Below are 16,625 nucleotides of genomic sequence, written 5' to 3'. Positions count from 1 at the left end.
GGTGCCCCGACTGTCGTACCGGCGGGCGTTGACCCGGGCCCTCGCCGACGAGCTGGCCCGCGACGAGGCGGTGTTCGTGCTCGGCGAGGACGTCCAGGTCGGCGCGTCGCTGGTGACCACCGGACTGGCCAAGCGGTTCGGGACCGACCGGGTGCGCGACACGCCGCTGTCCGAGCAGGCGTTCACCAGCTTCGCCACCGGAGCGGCGCTGGCCGGACTCCGGCCGGTGATCGAGTTCCAGATCCCGTCGCTGCTGTTCCTCGTCTTCGAGCAGATCGTCAACCACGCGCACAAGTTCCCGCTGATGACCGGCGGGCAGTGCGCGGTGCCGGTCACCTACCTGGTGCCCGGCTCCGGGTCGCGCACCGGCTGGGCCGGGCAGCACTCCGACCACCCGTACAGCCTCTTCGCGCACGTCGGGGTGGTCACCGTCGTACCGGCCACCCCGGCCGACGCGTACGGGTTGCTGGTCACCGCGATCCGGCACGACGACCCGGTGGTCGTGTTCGCGCCGGCCGGTGCGATGGACGTCCGGGACGACGTCGCCGAGCTGGAGCCGGTGCCGCTGGGTCGGGGTCGCGTGCATCGGCGCGGCGACGACGTCACCGTGGTCGCGGTCGGGCACCTCGTGCACGACGCGCTCGCCGTGGCCGAGGAATTGGCCGACGAGGTGTCGGTGGAGGTCTTCGACCCGCGCACCCTCTATCCGTTCGACATCGACGGTCTCACCGAGTCGGTGGCGCGTACCGGCCGCCTCATCGTCATCGACGACGCCAACCGCTCCTGCGGCATCGCCGCCGAGATCATCGCCTCGGTCGTGGAACGGGTGCGGCTGCTCGCCCCTCCGCGCCGGGTGACCCGACCCGACGGCGCGGTGCTGCCGTTCGCCCCCGCCCTGGACCGGGCCGTGCAGCCCGGTCGGGAGCAGCTCGCCACCGCCATCCACCTGACCATGAAGGACGGCTCATGATCGACCCGAACTATCCCTGGCCGTCGGCCGACGGAGCGTGGACGGACCTACCCGAGCCCGCCCGCCGGGCCATGGTGGCCACCGGCGCCGCCGCCTGGGACCGTGTCTTTCACGGCCGGGCCACCTACAACAAGCAGTGGCGGCTGGCCCGCCCCCCGGTGCTGGCCGCCGACACCTGGCGGGAGCTGAACGACGTCTGCGACCGGCTGGCCCAACTCATCCTGGATGCCTGCCGCCGTCGGGTGGACACCGCCGGTGAGCTGCGCCGGCTGCTCGGCGTCCCGGCGGGGGAGACCCGCCTGCTGGACGAGTCGGAGCCGCTGACCGAGGCGCTGCTGGCCGCTTACCGGCCGGACGTCATCTTCACCGACGGCGTGCCGAAGTTCGTCGAGTACAACATCGACAGCAGCCTCGGGGGAGGGTTCGACGCCGACACCGTCATCCAGCGGTTCGCGCAGCTCTACACCGAGCACGGGCTCCTCGACGACCTGCCGCTACGGGCCGCGCCGTCCCTGCTGGACCAACGGTTCGTGGCGATCCGCGACGAACTCGACCTGCCCGAGGGCGCCCGGCTGGCCCTGTTGATGGACTTCGACGCCGACTACCCCGGCCTGGACGACCCGGAGACGTTCATCCGGATCCTCAGCCCGCTCGCCGTCCGGGCCCGGGACTTCGGCATCGACCTGGTCATCGCGCCGCTGTCGAGCGCCACCCTGGACGCCGGCAACCGCCTCGTCGTGGACGGTGCGCCGGTCGACGCGCTGTTCCGGCTGTTCGTGCCCAACCGGGTCACCCCCACCGCCGGTCTGGACGCGGTGGCCGGCGCCCTGGCCGCCGGCACGCTGCCGATGTACGTGTCGACGGCGGCCTGGCTGCTCGGCAACAAGACCACCTTCGCCTGGCTCTGGGAGGACGTCGACACCCTCCCCGCCGACGACCAGACGCTGATTCGCCGGCACGTCCCGTACACGGTGCCGTTGACCGTCGCGCTGCTCGACCGGGCGATCGCCGAGCAGGCCTCGCTGGTGGCGAAGCCGGCGGACGGCTCGGCCGGGCACGGCGTGCTGATCGGCCCCGAGCTGAGCCCGTCGGACTGGGTCGAGGGCCTGCGCGCGGCCGTCGACCGGGGCGGGGCGATCCTTCAGCAGTACCTGCCGGCCGACCGGGTGCCGATGGACTTCGTGCAGATCGAGACCGGCGAGACGGTCACGGCGGACGTCCCGTACAGCCTGGCCCCGTACCTGTTCGGCCGAACGGCCTCCGGCGGCCTGGCGCGGGTCGGCTACCCCGGCGGCGACGGCATCCTCAACCTGGCCCACGGAGTCCTCCTAACCGGAATCCTCCTGCACAACTGACCAGCCCTCCTCCGCGTTGATCATGAACGCCGGAGGTGGCGGGACAGGGCGCGGAGGGTTTCGGCTGTCGCGATGGCGTCGCTGCGGCCGCTGCCGTGGCGGCCGTCGGTGCTGTAGAGGGTCGCGTCGGCCGTGAGCGGATGGTCGGTGAGGTGTACGTGGATTGTTCCGAGGTGTTCGGCCAGCCGCGCGGTGTGGGCGGAGAGGCGGCGCATCCGCTCGCCGAGGCCGGCCCGCATGTGCTCGGGCACGCCCGGGCTGTGCGACACGTCGAACATGCCGATGGTGATCACGTCCGCGCCCGCGTCCCGCAATGCTTCGATCATCGCGGTCAGCTCGACGTCGACCGCGTCCGCGTCGTACGCGGGATGAAAGGCGTCGTTGCCGCCGCAGACCACCAGCGCGAGGTCCGGTTCGGCGGCGAGCGCCGGGGCGAGCTGAGTGGCCCGCACCTGGTGCGCGCGCCGGCCGCGCCGGCCGAGATTCACGTACGTCAGCTCGGGGCGTACGGCCCTCAGCTCGGCGGCGAGCCGGTCGACCCACTGCACGTCCGGGTAGCCCGGCGTCGGCTCGCACATGCCCTCCACGACGCTGTCGCCGAGCGCCACGAACCGCCGCCACGGGTGCGCGCGCAGCAGCTCGGTGGCCTCGCCGGGACGCAGACAGTACGGGTCCGTCGATTCGCTCAGCGTCGATGGCATGCCGGCACGCTAGCCGACCGCCGCCTCCTCAGCCAGGCTCACCTCGGCCAGGTAGACGCAGGTCCGCTCCTCGTGCGAGGAGTAGTAGCTGACCCACAGCATGTCGTCGTGCCACACCAGACCGGGGTAGCTGGTGTCGCCCCCGGAGGGCAGTGCGACCAGTTCGGTCAGCGCGCCTCGCTCGGGGTCGACAGCGCAGATCGCGGTCCGGACGTCGCCGTCGAGCAGGCGTACCCCGGCGATCAGCCGCCCGTCGGGCAGCCGCAGTAGCGCCGGGCCGCCCACCCGCACGCCAAGGTCGCTCCACGTCCACTCGCGGTACGGCGGGTGCGCCCGCCCGAGCTGCGCGGTGGCGCTGTCGCCGTCGCGGCGCAGCAGACAGTGCGCGGTGCCGTCCGGGGCGAAGACCAACCCGGACTCGTTGGGGTAGCCGCCCTCGAACAGCGTCGGCACCCACGGCCGCAGGTCGAGTCCGTCCACGCTGCGGTAGAGCCGGGCGAGCCGCGGCCCCCGGGTGGAGTAGCCGACGCCGTACATGGCGTCGTCGTGCCAGGCTGCCTGCCACACCCACACGTCCGGCTCGCCCACCGGCGTCGGGTCACCCCAGGCGCGGCCGTCGTCGGAGATCCAGGACAGTGTGGTGAACGTCGCGGTCCGGGCCGCGGCCAGCAGTTGCAGCCGCCCGTCCGGGCGTGCCACGAACCGTGGGTCGCGCAGGTCGCCGGCCACCTGGATGACGGCCGCGGACCTCCACGCCCGTCCGTCCGTCGAGACCAACACCCGGATCACGCCGTCGTCGGAGAGGTGGCCGTCGGCCTCGCGAAAGGCACAGAACCACGTCCCGGCGTGCCGGACGAGGTCGGTGAACGCGCTGTGCGGCGCGCTGTCACCGATCCGGCGTACGGCGACGACCTCGGCGCTGGTGCGACGGGTGGATGACGACGTCATGCGCGACGGGCCTCCTGGCGCTGGTGGGCGGAACGTCCCGGTGACGACCGACGACGCTAGCCGCCGCCGTCGACGCCCGGACGGCCGTGCGGAGAACGGAGGACGAACGATGTCCTGTCGCAAGGGCGTCGTTCACGGCGCCGGCTGCGGTGCCCGCGCTGCCACACCGAACACGCCACCTCGGCGGCGGCCGGCCGCTGACGGCTCAGCGGTGTTCGTCGAGCAGCTCGTCGATGACGCGCCGGGAACCGGCGGGGTCGGGACCGTCCAGGGTGATCAGCGCCTTCCACAGTGCCCAGCCGCGTCCGCGCGCCCAGGTGCCCGCGTCGACGTCGAGCGCGTCGCGGAACGCGGCCCGGCTGTCGCCGTGCAGCAGGGTCCAGGCGATCACCGTGTCGCAGGCGGGATCGCCGACGCCGCAGCAGCCGAAGTCGATGACGGCGGCGAGCCGGCCGTCGCGCACCAGCAGATTGGCGTACGCGACGTCGCCGTGGAACCACACCGGCGGGCCCGACCAGGTGGCATCGAGAGCGTCCTGCCAGACGGCGGTGACCGCGTCGACGTCGAGCCGGTCGCGGTGTGTCTCGATCGCCGCCCGGGTCTCGGCGTCGTAGGTGGACAGCGGTCCTCCCCGCCAGAAGCTGTGCGGGCCGGCCGCGGGGCCGTCGGTGGCGTCGACGGCGCGTAGGGCCCGCAGGAAGGCGGCGAGGTCCGTCGCGAACCGGGTCAAATCGTCGATCCGCTCTGAGCGTGCGGTGTGCCCGTCGATCCAGCGGTAGACCGACCAGGGGTACGGGTAGCCCGCTCCCGGTCGGCCCTGGGCCAGCGGCACGGGGATCTCCCAGGAAAGCCGCTCGCCGAGTACCGGCAGCCACCGCTGCTCCTTGGCGACCTGGGGCACGTACCCCTCGGCGCTGGGCAGCCGCACGGTCATCTCGTCGCCCAGGTGGAAGGTGCGGTTGTCCCAGCCGCTCACCTCGACGGGGCGGACGGGCAGGTCGGCCCAGCGCGGGAACTGCTCGGCGACCAGTCGGCGGACCAGGCCCACGTCGATGCGCTCGGCTGTCGTCTCGTCAATCTGCGGCACGTCGGGTGCGGGCTGTGCGTTCATCCGCCCGAGCGTGCGGGCGCCGCCGGCCGCCCGCAACCGATTTGCGCCGACAGTGGGACAGGCCGGGTCAGCGCTCGGGACAGGTGTCCGGGAGGTGCGGGCCTGGCCGTACCTCAACTGCCGCCTTTGCTCTGCTTCAACCGGGGCAACACCGATGCCCCGAAAGTGTTGCCTGGGTTGAAGCAGAGCAAAGGGGGCGCACGAGACGGTTGCGAGCCGCTGGGCAGCGGGACATCAGGCGGCGGCGGCAGGCGTGGGCCGCGTCGGCGCCTTCGGGTTGGACCCCCTGGCCACCAGCGGAAATGTGGTGACGAGGAGGCAGGCCGCCGCCATGAGCAGCAGCGCTGGGGTGAGGCCGAACGCGTCCACCGACCAGCCGCCGAGGAGCGCGCCGACCGGCAGGCCGACGAAGGCCAGCGAACCGGCGATGCCGAGCACCCGGGTCTGCAGGTCCGGTGGCACCCGCTCGTAGAGCGCCACCCCGAGCAGCGGGTTGACCGCCGCGATTCCGATCCCGGACAGGAAGGTCACCACGAGGACGACCGGCAGCTCGTCGCTGATCGCCAGGGCGACCAGTCGGGGTGTGCCGGCGACCGTCGCCCCGATGAGGAACGTCAGCCGGCCGGGCAGCCGGGGCCCGAGCGCGGTGAACGCCACGTTGCCCAGCAGCGCGCCCGCCGAGAAGGCCGCGAGCACGAGCCCGAGCCCGCTCGGACCGTGCAGTTCGCGGGCGACCCAGAACGGGATGTAGACGGCCACGCTCGCGTTGGCCACCATGTTCAGCGCCGAGACGACCACCAGCATGCCCAGCAGCGGCCGGTCCCGACCGAGGTAGCCGAAGCCGTCCCGCAGCGCGCGAAGGTAGCCCACCGGCGCGGTGGGCGTCGCCGGGGCGGCCGGCGGGCGGACCAGGAGGCCGATGAGCAGCGCACAGATCGCGAAGCTGGCCGCGTCGATGAGAATCGCCTGGGTCACCCCGAACGCGGCGATCAGCACACCGCCCACGGCCGCGCCGAACAGGGTCACCACCCGGGTCAACCCGTCGTACGCCGAGGTGAGGCGGATCAGGGGCACCCCGGCGGCCTCGGCGACCGGCCGGAACATGACGTGCTTGACCCGGTCCCCGATGCCGCGCAGCGCCCCGGCGACCGCGACCAGCGCCACCAGGGGAGCGAAGCCCAGCCACGGGGTGAGCGCGACGACGACCATCGCCAGGGCGCTGCCCGCGTCACAGAGGATCGACGTCCGGCGCAGGCCGATCCGGTCCGCCCAGGGCGTGCCGAGGGCACTGGACAGCAGGTACGGCAGGGTCTCGGCGAACGCGACCAGACCCATCTTGGTCGGACTGCCGGTGGTGACCAGCACCAGCCAGGGGATGGTCACCACCGAGATGCGGGTGCCCAGGTTGGAGATCAGGTCCGCGCCGACCAGGACGACCAACTGCCGGCGGGGGTTCACGCCCCGACCGCCGCCGCCCGCCGCGCGGCATACTCGGCGCGCAACGCCCGCTTGTCCACCTTGACCGACCGGTTCACCGGTAACCGGTCGACGAACTCCACCCCGACCGGTGCCCACATCTCGTTCAGCTCGGCGGTCACCAGGTCGATCAACTCCGTCGCCGTGACCGTCGCGCCCGGCGCGGGCACCACGTACGCGTACGGCGCCTCGCCGACCTCGTCGTCCGGCACGCCGATCACGGCGGCCGCCCGCACCTGCGGGTGTCCGGCCAGCACGTCCTCGATGGGGCGGCAGAAGATGGCCCAGTTCCGTCGGTGCGTGACGATCATGTCGTGCGCCCGGTCGACCAGGTAGAGGTAGCCGTCCTCGTCGAGGTGGCCGATGTCGCGGGTGCGGACCCAGCCGTCGACGAGCGTCTGCGCGGTCAGCTCGGGCTGCCCGTGGTAGCCGGCGAAGCTCAGCCGGCTGCGCACCCACACCTCGCCGTCCTGGCCCGGCGGCAGCACGACGCCGTCGTCGTCGCGGATCTCGATCCGCACGTCCCCGTAGGGACGCCCGCAGGAGCGCAGCCGCTCCGGGTGCTCCGCATCGTCGGTCAGCCCAGGCAGCGCGGTGATCACGACGGCCTCGCTGAGGCCGTACACGATGCGCAGCACCGGGCCGAACCGCGCGATGGCCTGGCGCAGCCGGGCGGGCGCGGCGGGCCCGGCGCCCACGTTGAACATGAACATGGCCGAGAAGTCGGCGCCTGCCAGCGCCGGATGGTCCAGCAGCTCGTAGAGCATCGGCGGGGTCACGAAGGTGGAGTTGATCCGCTCCCGTTGCACGGTGGCCACGAACGCCGTGGGGTCCCAGTCGTCGCGCAGGAACAGCACCCCGCCCGTGAACAGGTTGAACAGGGTGGTGATCTGGCCGCTGGCCAGCCACATGGGCGAGTGCGACAGGTGCCGCAGCAAGGGGAACCCGGCGGCGCGGAAGTCGGCCGCGAGGGTGAGGATCTGGGCGTAGAAGCTCTCGGTGTGGTGCACCAGCTTCGGGGCGCCGGTGGTGCCGCTGGTCTGCAGGAACGACTCCGGCGCGGGGACCGTCGTCGGCAGCGCCACTGGCTCCGCCTTGCCCGCGGTGAGGTCCGGGCCCGCGCCGCCGGGGCCCAGGCAGCACACCGGTACGCCGGTCAGCGCGGCGGCCAGCTCCGGCCCCAGGCTCGCCGGGTCGCGGGCGTCGTAGACCAGGGCGTCGGGGCGGGCCAGCCGGACGAACTCGTCAACCTCCCGGCGGGCGGTGACCGGGGCGACCCACATCGTCCGGCACCCGAGCCGGTGCAGCGCGAGCTGGAGCAGCGGCCCCTCGACGGCGTTGGCCATGGTCACCAGCACCGCCGCGCCCGGCCCTACGCCGTGCCGGGTCAGCGCCCCGGCCATCGCGCGTACCGACTCGGCGGCCTCGGTGTAGGTCAGGCGGCGGCCACCGCCGACCAGCGCCTCCCGATCGCCGAAGTCGGCGAACAGGTCCAACGCCCTGTCCACATAGGTCGCATGCCCGGGTCCGTCAGTCATCCGGCAAACCCCCATCGCAGGAGAGCGGCGGTCTCCGGGTCGGTTCCCGGTGACGTCGCGGGCGGTGAGGCGCGCGTTCGGGCGACCGCACCGCCGCCGCCTGCGAGCCTAGGCCGACGGGGACGCGCCGGGACCGGGCCGAAGGGCGAAACCGCAGGCCCGGAGGACATTTGATCGTGTCGATCAGTTGATTGACGCCCGTCATCGGCGGCGGCTAGGTTTCTGGACCATCGTCCAGGCGGGAGCCGTCAGCGGACGGCCCTGGGCTGCCACACGATGGAGGTTCCATGTCGACCCCGAAGAGATGGCATGTCGTCACCGCCCTCGCGGCGCTACTGGTCACCGCGACACCCGCCGTCGTCGCCAGCGCCGGCGGATCCGCCACCCTCGCCGGCCGGGCCGACCGGGGCGAGTGGGCGGGCAGTTGGGCGGCGGCGGTCACCCGGGGCAACTCGGTCGGGCTGACCAACACCGGCCTGAACGACCAGAGTGTCCGGATGGTCGTGCACGTCTCGGTGGGCGGCCCGGCGCTGCGCGTACGACTGAGCAACCTCTACGGCGAGCAGGCCGTCCGGGTGGGTCGCGCCACCGTCGCCCGCCCGAACACCGCCACCGTCGACGACGTCTCCGACATCGACCCGGCCTCGCTGCGCCCGCTGACCTTCACCGGCGCCGCCTCGGCGACCATGAACCGGGGCGCCGAGCTGCTCAGCGACCCGCTGACCTTCGCCGTCGCCGACGACAGCGACCTGGTGATCACCCTGCACTTCCCGACGCCGACCGGGCCGACCACCTTCCACGGGCAGTCCCAGCAGACGAACTTCATCGGCGCGGGTGATCTGACCGGGGCCGCCGACGGGGCCGGTTTCACCATCCGACCGAACTGCTGCTGGTTCTTCCTGTCCGGCGTCGACGTGCAGCGCAAGGGCACCCCCGGGGCGCTGGTCGTGCTCGGTGACTCCATCGGGGACAGCAACGGCAGTACCGTCAACGCCAACCGGCGCTGGCCCGACCTGCTCGCCGACCGGCTGCTCGCCGACCGGCCCGACCGCCGCACGCCCGGCGTGCTCAACCTGAGCCTGGCCGGCAACCGCCTCAACCACGAGGGCACCGAGCCGGGCGCGGGCGACTACCCCGGCTACTTCCAACTCGGCCCGAACGCGGCGGCCCGCCTCAACGAGGACGTCTTCGCCCAGACCGGGGTGCGTACCGTCGTCACCCACCTCGGCATCAACGACATCTGGATGTCCAACGACTCGTCCGAGGCGATCATCGCCACCCTGCGGCAGATCAACCAGCAGCTCCAGCAGCGCGGCCTGACCAGCCTGGTGGCCACGCTGACGCCGTACGAGGGGCACGGCGCGCCGACGGTGTGGACGCCGGAGAAGGAGGCCACCCGGCAGGCCGTGAACGCGTACCTGCGCGGCAGCCGGGAGTTCGACGGGCTGCTCGACTTCGACCGGGTGCTGCGGGACCCGGCCAGGCCCAGCCAGTTGCTGCCCGCGTACGACTCGGGGGACCACATCCACCCGAACGACGCCGGCAACAAGGCGATGGCCGACGCCGTGCCGTTACGGCTGCTCGGTCTGTGACACCGCCGGGGGCGGCGGGTCACCGCGCCGCCCCCGGAGCACCGACATCCTGGGGAGGAGTACGTCGTGACGGTGCAGGACCTGCTCACCGGCCTCTACAGCGAAGAGGGCCGCCAGAATCCGTACCCGTGGTACGCCCGCCTGCACCGGCTCGGGCCGGTCAGCGCGGTGCCGCCGCGCGCCGAGCACCGCACCGTGGCGGCGGTGGCGGTCGGCTACGACCTGATCGATCAGATGCTGCGCGATCCACGGTGGACCAAGCAGCCACCGCCCGGCTGGGAGGAGCACGAGATCCTGCGCACCTTCCAGACGTCGATGATGTTCATCAACCCGCCCGACCACACCCGGATGCGGCACGTCTTCTCGCGTACCTTCACGCCCCGTCGCCTCGGCGCGCTGGAGCCGGTGATCCTGCGCGTCGTCGACGACCTGCTGGACAGGATGGCCGACGCCGGTGACCGCGTCGTCGACTTCGTGGCCGACTTCGCGTACCCCATTCCGGCGCTGGTCATGGCCGAGTTCATCGGTATCCCGGCGGGGGAGTTGCCCTGGTACCGCGATCGGGTCGAGCGCATCGACGAGTTCCTGGACGTGGCCGGCAAGACCCCGCAGCGGCTGGCCGCCGCGAACACCGCGGCGCAGGAGCTGCGGGCGTTCTACCGGGAGCTGCTGGCGCACCGCCGCCGCACGCCCGGGGAGGACCTGATCAGCGCCCTGGTCGAGGCGGTTGGGTCGGGCGAGGTGGAGCTGACCGAGGAGGAGCTGATCAGCAACCTGATCGTGCTGTTCAACGCCAGCTTCGTCACCACCGTCTACATGTTCAGCAACGGCCTGCCGCTGCTGCTGGCCCACCCGGGGGCGGTCACCGCGCTGCCCACCGACGACGCCCTCGCCGCCGGGTGTGTCGACGAGGTGCTGCGCCTGCAGAGCCCGGTGCACTTCCTCGCCCGGGCCGCGCCGGAGGACACCGTGCTGGCCGGCGTGCCGGTCACCGAGGGGGACAACGTCCTCATCATCATCGGAGCGGCCAACCGGGACCCGGCGCGCTTCCCCGACCCGGACGCCTTCGACCCGACCCGCGCCGGCCCGCCGTCCCTGGCCTTCGGGGTGGGCCTGCACTTCTGCCTCGGCGCGGCGGTGTCCCGGCTGGAGGGACGCCTCGCGCTGCCCCGCCTGTTCGCCCGGTTCCCCCGGCTCGCGGTCACCGAGACCCCCACGTACAGCGGCAGTCTCTTCCTGCGTGGCATCGACAAGCTGCTGGTCAGCACCGGCGGATAGGAGATCAGCATGGCCCTGCACCCGGAGGTGGCGGCCTACCGCGCCGCCCGCGCCGCGGCGGGCACGCCGCCGCTGTACACGCAGACCCTCGCCGAGGCGCGCGCCGCGGACCTGGCCGCGATCCGCGCCGGCGGCGGCGCGGTCGAGCAGGTCGCCGAGGTACGCGACGAGCACATCCCCGGTCCGGGTGGTGACCTGCCCATCCGGGTCTACCGGCCGGCCGGGTCGGGTCCGCTGCCCACCCTGCTGTACTTCTTCGGCGGCGGCTGGACCCTCGGCAGCATCGACACCGCCGACGGGATCTGCCGTCGGCTGGCCAACGCGGTGCCCTGCCAGGTGGTGACCGTCGGCTACCGGCTCGCCCCGGAGCACCCCTTCCCGGCCGCCGTGCACGACTGCCACGCCGCGACCGTCTGGATCGCCGAGAACGCCGCCCGGTTCGGTGTGGACCCCACGCGGCTGGCGGTGGGTGGGGACAGCGCGGGTGGGAACCTCGCCGCCGCCGTGACGCTGCTCTGCCGCACGGAGGGTCCGGCGCTGGCCGCGCAACTGCTCGTCTACCCGAACACCGACATCGGCGGCGACCCGTCCGGTCCGGTCGGCGACGACCCGACCCTGTTCAACCGCCACTCGGTGGCCTGGTACCGCACGCACTACCTCACCGACGCCGAGCGGGCGCGGGACCCGCTGGCGTCGCCGCTGCGCGCCGACGACCTGTCCGGCCTGCCGGCGGCTCTGGTGATCACCGCCGAGCTGGACCCGCTGTGCGCCGAGGGGCAGCGCTACGCCGAGCGGTTGGACGGCGCCGGCGTGCCCGTCCGTGCCGACCACTACCCGGGGATGATCCACGGGTTCTTCGCCATGCCCGGCGTGTTCACCGACGGCCGGCGCGCCCAGGACAGCGCCGCGGCGTTCCTGCGGGACCGGTTCGGTGTGTCGTCGGATCGGGAGGCGGCGCCGGCCCAGCCGGAGGGCACGGGGGTACGTGGTGGTTGAGCGGGTGCTGGCCGACCGGCCGGTGACGTTCGCCGACTACGGGGAACAGGCGCGGGCGGTGCTGGCCCCGGACGTGTGGGACTACGTCGCCGGCGGTGGCGCGGCCGAGGTGACCCTGGCCGCCAACCGGACCGCGCTGGACCGGGTCGCCGTGCTGCCCCGGGTGCTGCGCGGCAGGGATGCGGTGGACACCGGCGTACGACTGCTCGGTGAGCCGTACGCGCTGCCGGTCGGGGTGGCGCCGATGGCCTACCAGCGGCTCGTACACCCGGACGGCGAGGCGGGTCTCGCGGCGGCGGCCGGCGGGGCCGGCGTGCCGTTCGTGGCGAGCACGCTGAGCAGCACACCGATCGAACAGATCACCGCGACCGGCGCCCACGTCTGGTTCCAGCTCTACTGGCTGCGCGACCGGGCTCTGGTCCGCGACCTGCTGGCCCGGATCGTGGCGGCGGGCTGCCGTGCCCTGGTCGTCACCGTGGACGTCCCGGTGCTCGGCCGACGCCCCCGCGACCTGCGCAACGCGTTCCGGCTGCCGCCCGACGTGGTCGCCGCGAACCTGCCGTACGGCAGGGACACGCTCGCCCACGCGGGCGTCCCCGGCGTCTCGGCGATCGCCGCGCACACCGACGCGTCGTTCGAATCGGCTCTGCGCTGGGCGGATCTGGCCTGGCTGCGCGAGCACGTCGACCTGCCGCTGGTCGTCAAGGGGGTGCTGGACCCCCGTGACGCGGTCGAGGCGGTACGGGTCGGCGCGGACGCCGTGGTGGTGTCGAACCACGGGGGCCGGCAGTTGGACGGCGCCCCGGCCAGCGTCACGATGCTGCCGGAGGTCGTCGACGCGGTCGGCGACGGTTGTCAGGTGCTGCTGGACAGCGGCATCCGGGGCGGCACCGACGTGCTGCGGGCGCTGGCGCTGGGCGCGGCGGGCGTCCTGGTCGGTCGACCGCTGCTCTGGGCGCTGGCCGTCGGCGGGCGACGTGGCGCGCAGGACGCGTTGGCGCTGCTCGCCGCCGAGGTGCGGGACGCGCTCACCCTCGCCGGCTGCGCCGACCCGGCGGCGGCGGCCGGGCTGCGGACCCTCCGGACGGGCTGAGCCGGTGGACGCCACCGAATCGGCCGACCTCACCGTCGCCGATCTGCACCCCGCGCTCGGCGACCCGGCGCTGACCTCGATGAACTTCCTCAACGAGGTGTCCGAACGGTATCCGGAAGCGGTGTCGCTCGCGGCCGGCCGCCCGTACGAGGAGTTCCTCGACGTCGCCGCGGTGCACCGGCACCTGGACACGTTCCACCGGCACCTCGTCAACGAGCGGGGGCACTCGCCCGAGCAGGCACGCCGGTTGCTGATGCAGTACGGCCGGACCAAGGGCATCGTGCACCACCTGGTCGCCCGTAACCTCGCCCTCGACGAGGGGATCACGGTCGACCCGGAGGCCGTCGTGGTGACCGTCGGGTGTCAGGAGGCCATGTTCCTGGTGCTGCGGGCGTTACGGACCGGCCCGACGGACGTGCTGCTGGCGGTCGCGCCGACCTACGTCGGGCTGACCGGGGCGGCCCGGCTGGTCGACCTGCCGGTGTGGCCGGTCGCCGGTGGACCGTCCGGCGTGGACCTCGCCGACCTGCGGGCCCAGGCGCGTAAGGCCCGAGAGGCGGGCCTGCGGCCGCGGGCCTGCTACGTGATGCCGGACTTCGCCAACCCGTCCGGGACCAGCATCGACGTCGCCGACCGGCAGCGGCTGCTGGCGCTGGCCGCCGAGGAGGACCTGCTGCTGCTGGAGGACAACCCGTACGGGCTGTTCGCCGTCGCCGACGGGCCGCGTCCGCCCACGCTGAAGGCGCTGGACACCGACCGGAGGGTGGTCTACCTCGGCTCCTTCGCCAAGACGGTGCTGCCCGGGGCCCGGGTCGGTTACGTGGTCGCCGACCAGCGGGTGGCCGGACCGGACGGCCGCGTCGGGCCGCTCGCCGACCAACTCGCCATGATCAAGAGCATGGTCACCGTGAACACCTCACCGCTCGCGCAGGCGGTGATCGGTGGGCGGCTGTTGGAGCACGGGTGCAGCCTGGTGCCCGCGAACACCCGGGAGCGGGCCGCGTACGCCCGCAACCTGCGCCACCTGGTGGCCGGCCTGGCCCGGCGTTTCGCGGACCGGCCGGAGGTGCGCTGGACGGTGCCGGCCGGCGGGTTCTTCGTGGTGGTGACCGTGCCGTTCATCGTCGACGACGCGTTGCTGGACATCTCGGGGCGGGACTACGGCGTCCTGTGGACGCCGATGGCGCACTTCTACGACGACACCGCGCCGGTGCGCGCGCTGCGGCTGTCGGTCAGCGCGGTGACGCCGGAGCAGATCGACGTCGGGTTGGACCGACTCGCCGCCCTCGTCACCGACGAGCTCCTGCGTGGACGGTCATAATGGGCCGCATGGTTGCCTGGGAGTACGCCCTGCTCGTTCGTCGCTATCAGGGACAGGGTCGCAATTTCACCGTCTCGTTCGTCTGGTACGGCCCGGACGGGTCCCGTAAGGACATCACCGCCTACGGCGACACGGCCATCGCACACCTCAATCGCGCCGGCCGCGAGGGCTGGGAGCTGGTCTCAGCGGCCGAGGACGTCAACAACGTCCAGGGCAGCACCGAAGTCCACCGCTACCACCTAAAACGCCCCCTGAACTAACCCCACCCCACCCCACCCCACCCCACCCCACCCCGCCCCCGCCCCCCCGTCCGCCCGTCCGCGTCGATCATGAAGTTGTGGTGGTGGACGAAGGTCGCCACTCGCCCTGATTCGGGCACCACGACTCCATGATCGACGCGGTCGTCCGCAGCGGGGGAGGGGGAGGAGGAGGGAGGGGACCGTCAGGTTAGGTCGACGGCGGGGTAGAGGGGGTGGGGCGCCAGGAGGTCGGCGGCCTGGCGGGAAATCTTGTCGGCCAGGTCGGCGTCGAGCGTGTACTTCGCCTTGGACGGGGTGCCGTCGGCGTTCGCGCCGGCTGTGGTCTGGGTCAGCACGGTGTGGATCAGCTCCGCCGTCTGATCCATCTCGGCGGTGCCCAGCCCGCGCGTGGTCAGCGCCGGGGTGCCGATCCGGATGCCGGACGTGTACCAGGCGCCGTTCGGGTCCTGCGGGACCGAGTTGCGGTTGGTGACGATGCCCGAGTCGAGCAGGGCCTGCTCGGCCTGCCGGCCGGTGAGCCCGTACCCGGACACGTCGATCAGCACCAGGTGGTTGTCGGTGCCACCGGTGACGAGCTTCGCGCCCCGGCGCAGCAGCCCGTCGGCGAGGGCCTGCGCGTTGTCCACGATCCGCTGGGCGTAGTCGGCGAAGTCGGGGCGGCGGGCCTCGGCCAGGGCGACGGCCTTGGCGGCCATCACGTGCGGCAGCGGACCGCCGAGCACCATCGGGCACCCCCGGTCCACCTGGTCGGCCAGCTCCGGCTGGCAGAGCACCATGCCGCCGCGCGGGCCGCGCAGCGACTTGTGGGTGGTGGTGGTGACGATGTGCGCGTGCGGCACCGGGTCGAAGTCGCCGGTGAACACCTTGCCCGCCACCAGACCGGCGAAGTGCGCCATGTCGACCATGAAGGTCGCGCCCACCGAGTCGGCGATCTCGCGCAGGATCCGGAAATTCACCTTCCGGGGGTACGCCGAGTAGCCGCCCACCAGGATCAGCGGCTTGAACTCGCGGGCGGCCTCGGCCACCCGGTCGTAGTCGATCAGCCCGGTGGCCGGGTCGGTGCCGTAGCTGCGCTGGTCGAACATCTTGCCGGAGATGTTCGGCCGGAACCCGTGGGTGAGGTGACCGCCGGCGTCCAGGGACATGCCGAGCATCCGCTGGTTGCCCAGCTCGCGGCGCAGCTCGAACCAGTCGGCCTCGGTGAGGTCGTTGACCTGGCGTACCTGGGCCTTCTTCAGGGCGGGGGACTCCACCCGGTCGGCGAGCACCGCCCAGAAGGCGACCAGGTTGGCGTCGATGCCCGAGTGCGGCTGCACGTACGCGTGCGCGGCACCGAACAGTTCCCGGGCGTGCTCGGCGGCGAGCGCCTCGACGGTGTCGACGTTCTGGCAGCCGGCGTAGAAGCGGCGGCCGACGGTGCCCTCGGCGTACTTGTCGCTGAACCAGTTGCCCATGGCCAGCAGCGTGGCCGGGGAGGCGTAGTTCTCGCTGGCGATGAGCTTGAGCGACTCCCGCTGGTCGGTCAGCTCGGCGCCGATGGCGTCGGCCACCCGCGGTTCGACAGCCCGGATCACCTCGAGGGCGCTCCGGAATGCGGTGGACTCGGCGTTGCGCGACATGCGACCTCCTACGAATGTGCGGAAGGCCCAGGCGCACGGCAAACGTCCTTGTGACGGGGCCGCTCCCCGATGGTTCTCCATCCCAACGCGCCAGTAACGGCCCGCGCCGATCCTACCGGGCCGGCGCCGGCCGACCCGGCCGACCTCCCGACGGGCGGTTGAACCGCCCCCGCCCCGCCTCCCGCGATCTTGCACTTTCTGTCGCGCCAAAACTCCACGAAACGTCGCTAATCGGCCACAGAAAGTGCAAGATCGCGGGCCGGGGGCCGGGGGCCGGGGGCCGGGGGGCGGGGGCGGGGGGCCGGGACGGGGGCGGGGGAGCCGGCCGGGCCGGCGGGCCGGGGGCGGGGGCGGCACGACGAGGGGC

Annotated in this window: 14 protein-coding genes and 1 riboswitch; of the genes, 8 read left to right on the top strand and 6 right to left on the bottom strand. The window is 73.0% G+C overall.

The window, feature by feature from the left end; all coding sequences use genetic code 11:
• Position 1 precedes the first annotated feature (1 nt).
• Both ABZ272_RS26710 and ABZ272_RS26705 read left to right on the top strand, forming a co-directional pair.
• Positions 2-970, top strand: a complete 969-nt coding sequence (locus ABZ272_RS26710) for a transketolase C-terminal domain-containing protein (protein WP_355052666.1) — start codon at positions 2-4, stop codon at positions 968-970.
• Positions 967-2,325 (top strand): hypothetical protein, encoded by a 1,359-nt coding sequence (locus ABZ272_RS26705; protein ID WP_355052665.1) that lies wholly within the window; start codon positions 967-969, stop codon positions 2,323-2,325. The genes ABZ272_RS26710 and ABZ272_RS26705 overlap by 4 nt, the downstream gene beginning before the upstream one ends.
• Before the next feature lie 20 nt (positions 2,326-2,345).
• Here ABZ272_RS26705 and ABZ272_RS26700 read toward each other — a convergent pair whose 3' ends face one another.
• The 5 genes from ABZ272_RS26700 to ABZ272_RS26680 all read right to left on the bottom strand — a co-directional run bounded on the left by ABZ272_RS26700 (position 2,346) and on the right by ABZ272_RS26680 (position 8,099).
• Entirely contained in the window at positions 2,346-3,026 is a 681-nt protein-coding gene (locus ABZ272_RS26700; RefSeq protein ID WP_355052664.1) for an SGNH/GDSL hydrolase family protein, read from the bottom strand.
• Positions 3,027-3,035: 9 nt separating this feature from the next.
• The gene (locus ABZ272_RS26695) at positions 3,036-3,974 is read right to left on the bottom strand and encodes an exo-alpha-sialidase (protein ID WP_355052663.1); all 939 of its coding nucleotides are present in this window, start codon (positions 3,972-3,974) and stop codon (positions 3,036-3,038) included.
• 205 nt (positions 3,975-4,179) lie between these two features.
• Positions 4,180-5,085, bottom strand: a complete 906-nt coding sequence (locus tag ABZ272_RS26690; protein WP_355052662.1) for an aminoglycoside phosphotransferase family protein — start codon at positions 5,083-5,085, stop codon at positions 4,180-4,182.
• A gap of 234 nt (positions 5,086-5,319) precedes the next feature.
• The gene (locus ABZ272_RS26685; protein WP_355052661.1) at positions 5,320-6,543 is read right to left on the bottom strand and encodes an MFS transporter; all 1,224 of its coding nucleotides are present in this window, start codon (positions 6,541-6,543) and stop codon (positions 5,320-5,322) included.
• Positions 6,540-8,099: an AMP-binding protein gene (locus ABZ272_RS26680; protein ID WP_355052660.1), complete on the bottom strand. Its 1,560-nt coding sequence runs from the start codon at positions 8,097-8,099 to the stop codon at positions 6,540-6,542. Before ABZ272_RS26680 ends, ABZ272_RS26685 begins: the two co-directional genes overlap by 4 nt.
• A gap of 287 nt (positions 8,100-8,386) precedes the next feature.
• On the opposite strand from ABZ272_RS26680, the gene ABZ272_RS26675 reads away from it, so the two are divergent.
• From ABZ272_RS26675 to ABZ272_RS26650, 6 genes are all read left to right on the top strand, one after another.
• On the top strand, positions 8,387-9,691 hold the full coding sequence (locus tag ABZ272_RS26675; protein WP_355052659.1) for an SGNH/GDSL hydrolase family protein: 1,305 nt from the start codon (positions 8,387-8,389) through the stop codon (positions 9,689-9,691).
• A gap of 66 nt (positions 9,692-9,757) precedes the next feature.
• On the top strand, positions 9,758-10,969 hold the full coding sequence (locus tag ABZ272_RS26670; protein ID WP_355052658.1) for a cytochrome P450: 1,212 nt from the start codon (positions 9,758-9,760) through the stop codon (positions 10,967-10,969).
• A gap of 9 nt (positions 10,970-10,978) precedes the next feature.
• Positions 10,979-11,965 (top strand): alpha/beta hydrolase, encoded by a 987-nt coding sequence (locus ABZ272_RS26665; RefSeq protein WP_355052657.1) that lies wholly within the window; start codon positions 10,979-10,981, stop codon positions 11,963-11,965.
• On the top strand, positions 11,958-13,058 hold the full coding sequence (locus ABZ272_RS26660) for an alpha-hydroxy acid oxidase (RefSeq protein ID WP_355052656.1): 1,101 nt from the start codon (positions 11,958-11,960) through the stop codon (positions 13,056-13,058). Before ABZ272_RS26665 ends, ABZ272_RS26660 begins: the two co-directional genes overlap by 8 nt.
• A 4-nt stretch (positions 13,059-13,062) precedes the next feature.
• Positions 13,063-14,379 (top strand): PLP-dependent aminotransferase family protein, encoded by a 1,317-nt coding sequence (locus ABZ272_RS26655; RefSeq protein ID WP_355052655.1) that lies wholly within the window; start codon positions 13,063-13,065, stop codon positions 14,377-14,379.
• Entirely contained in the window at positions 14,379-14,639 is a 261-nt protein-coding gene (locus ABZ272_RS26650; protein WP_007460594.1) for a hypothetical protein, read from the top strand. The genes ABZ272_RS26655 and ABZ272_RS26650 overlap by 1 nt, the downstream gene beginning before the upstream one ends.
• Before the next feature lie 182 nt (positions 14,640-14,821).
• On the opposite strand, the gene ABZ272_RS26645 is transcribed toward ABZ272_RS26650, so the two are convergent.
• On the bottom strand, positions 14,822-16,258 hold the full coding sequence (locus tag ABZ272_RS26645; RefSeq protein ID WP_355052654.1) for a glycine hydroxymethyltransferase: 1,437 nt from the start codon (positions 16,256-16,258) through the stop codon (positions 14,822-14,824).
• An 18-nt stretch (positions 16,259-16,276) separates the two neighbouring features.
• Positions 16,277-16,366: riboswitch (ZMP/ZTP riboswitch) on the bottom strand.
• Positions 16,367-16,625: the final 259 nt, after the last annotated feature.

This window comes from Micromonospora sp. NPDC005979 (assembly GCF_040614415.1).
Taxonomy (GTDB): Bacteria; Actinomycetota; Actinomycetes; order Mycobacteriales; family Micromonosporaceae; genus Micromonospora.
This window is presented reverse-complemented; position numbering and strand designations above follow the sequence as displayed.

Coding starts and splice junctions, on each gene's coding strand:
- ABZ272_RS26700 (WP_355052664.1), bottom strand. CDS start 3,026: ATGCCATCGACGCTGAGCGAATCGACGGACCCGTACTGTCTGCGTCCC.
- ABZ272_RS26675 (WP_355052659.1), top strand. CDS start 8,387: ATGTCGACCCCGAAGAGATGGCATGTCGTCACCGCCCTCGCGGCGCTA.
- ABZ272_RS26665 (WP_355052657.1), top strand. CDS start 10,979: ATGGCCCTGCACCCGGAGGTGGCGGCCTACCGCGCCGCCCGCGCCGCG.
- ABZ272_RS26650 (WP_007460594.1), top strand. CDS start 14,379: ATGGGCCGCATGGTTGCCTGGGAGTACGCCCTGCTCGTTCGTCGCTAT.
- ABZ272_RS26645 (WP_355052654.1), bottom strand. CDS start 16,258: ATGTCGCGCAACGCCGAGTCCACCGCATTCCGGAGCGCCCTCGAGGTG.
- ABZ272_RS26690 (WP_355052662.1), bottom strand. CDS start 5,085: ATGAACGCACAGCCCGCACCCGACGTGCCGCAGATTGACGAGACGACA.
- ABZ272_RS26705 (WP_355052665.1), top strand. CDS start 967: ATGATCGACCCGAACTATCCCTGGCCGTCGGCCGACGGAGCGTGGACG.
- ABZ272_RS26680 (WP_355052660.1), bottom strand. CDS start 8,099: ATGACTGACGGACCCGGGCATGCGACCTATGTGGACAGGGCGTTGGAC.
- ABZ272_RS26695 (WP_355052663.1), bottom strand. CDS start 3,974: ATGACGTCGTCATCCACCCGTCGCACCAGCGCCGAGGTCGTCGCCGTA.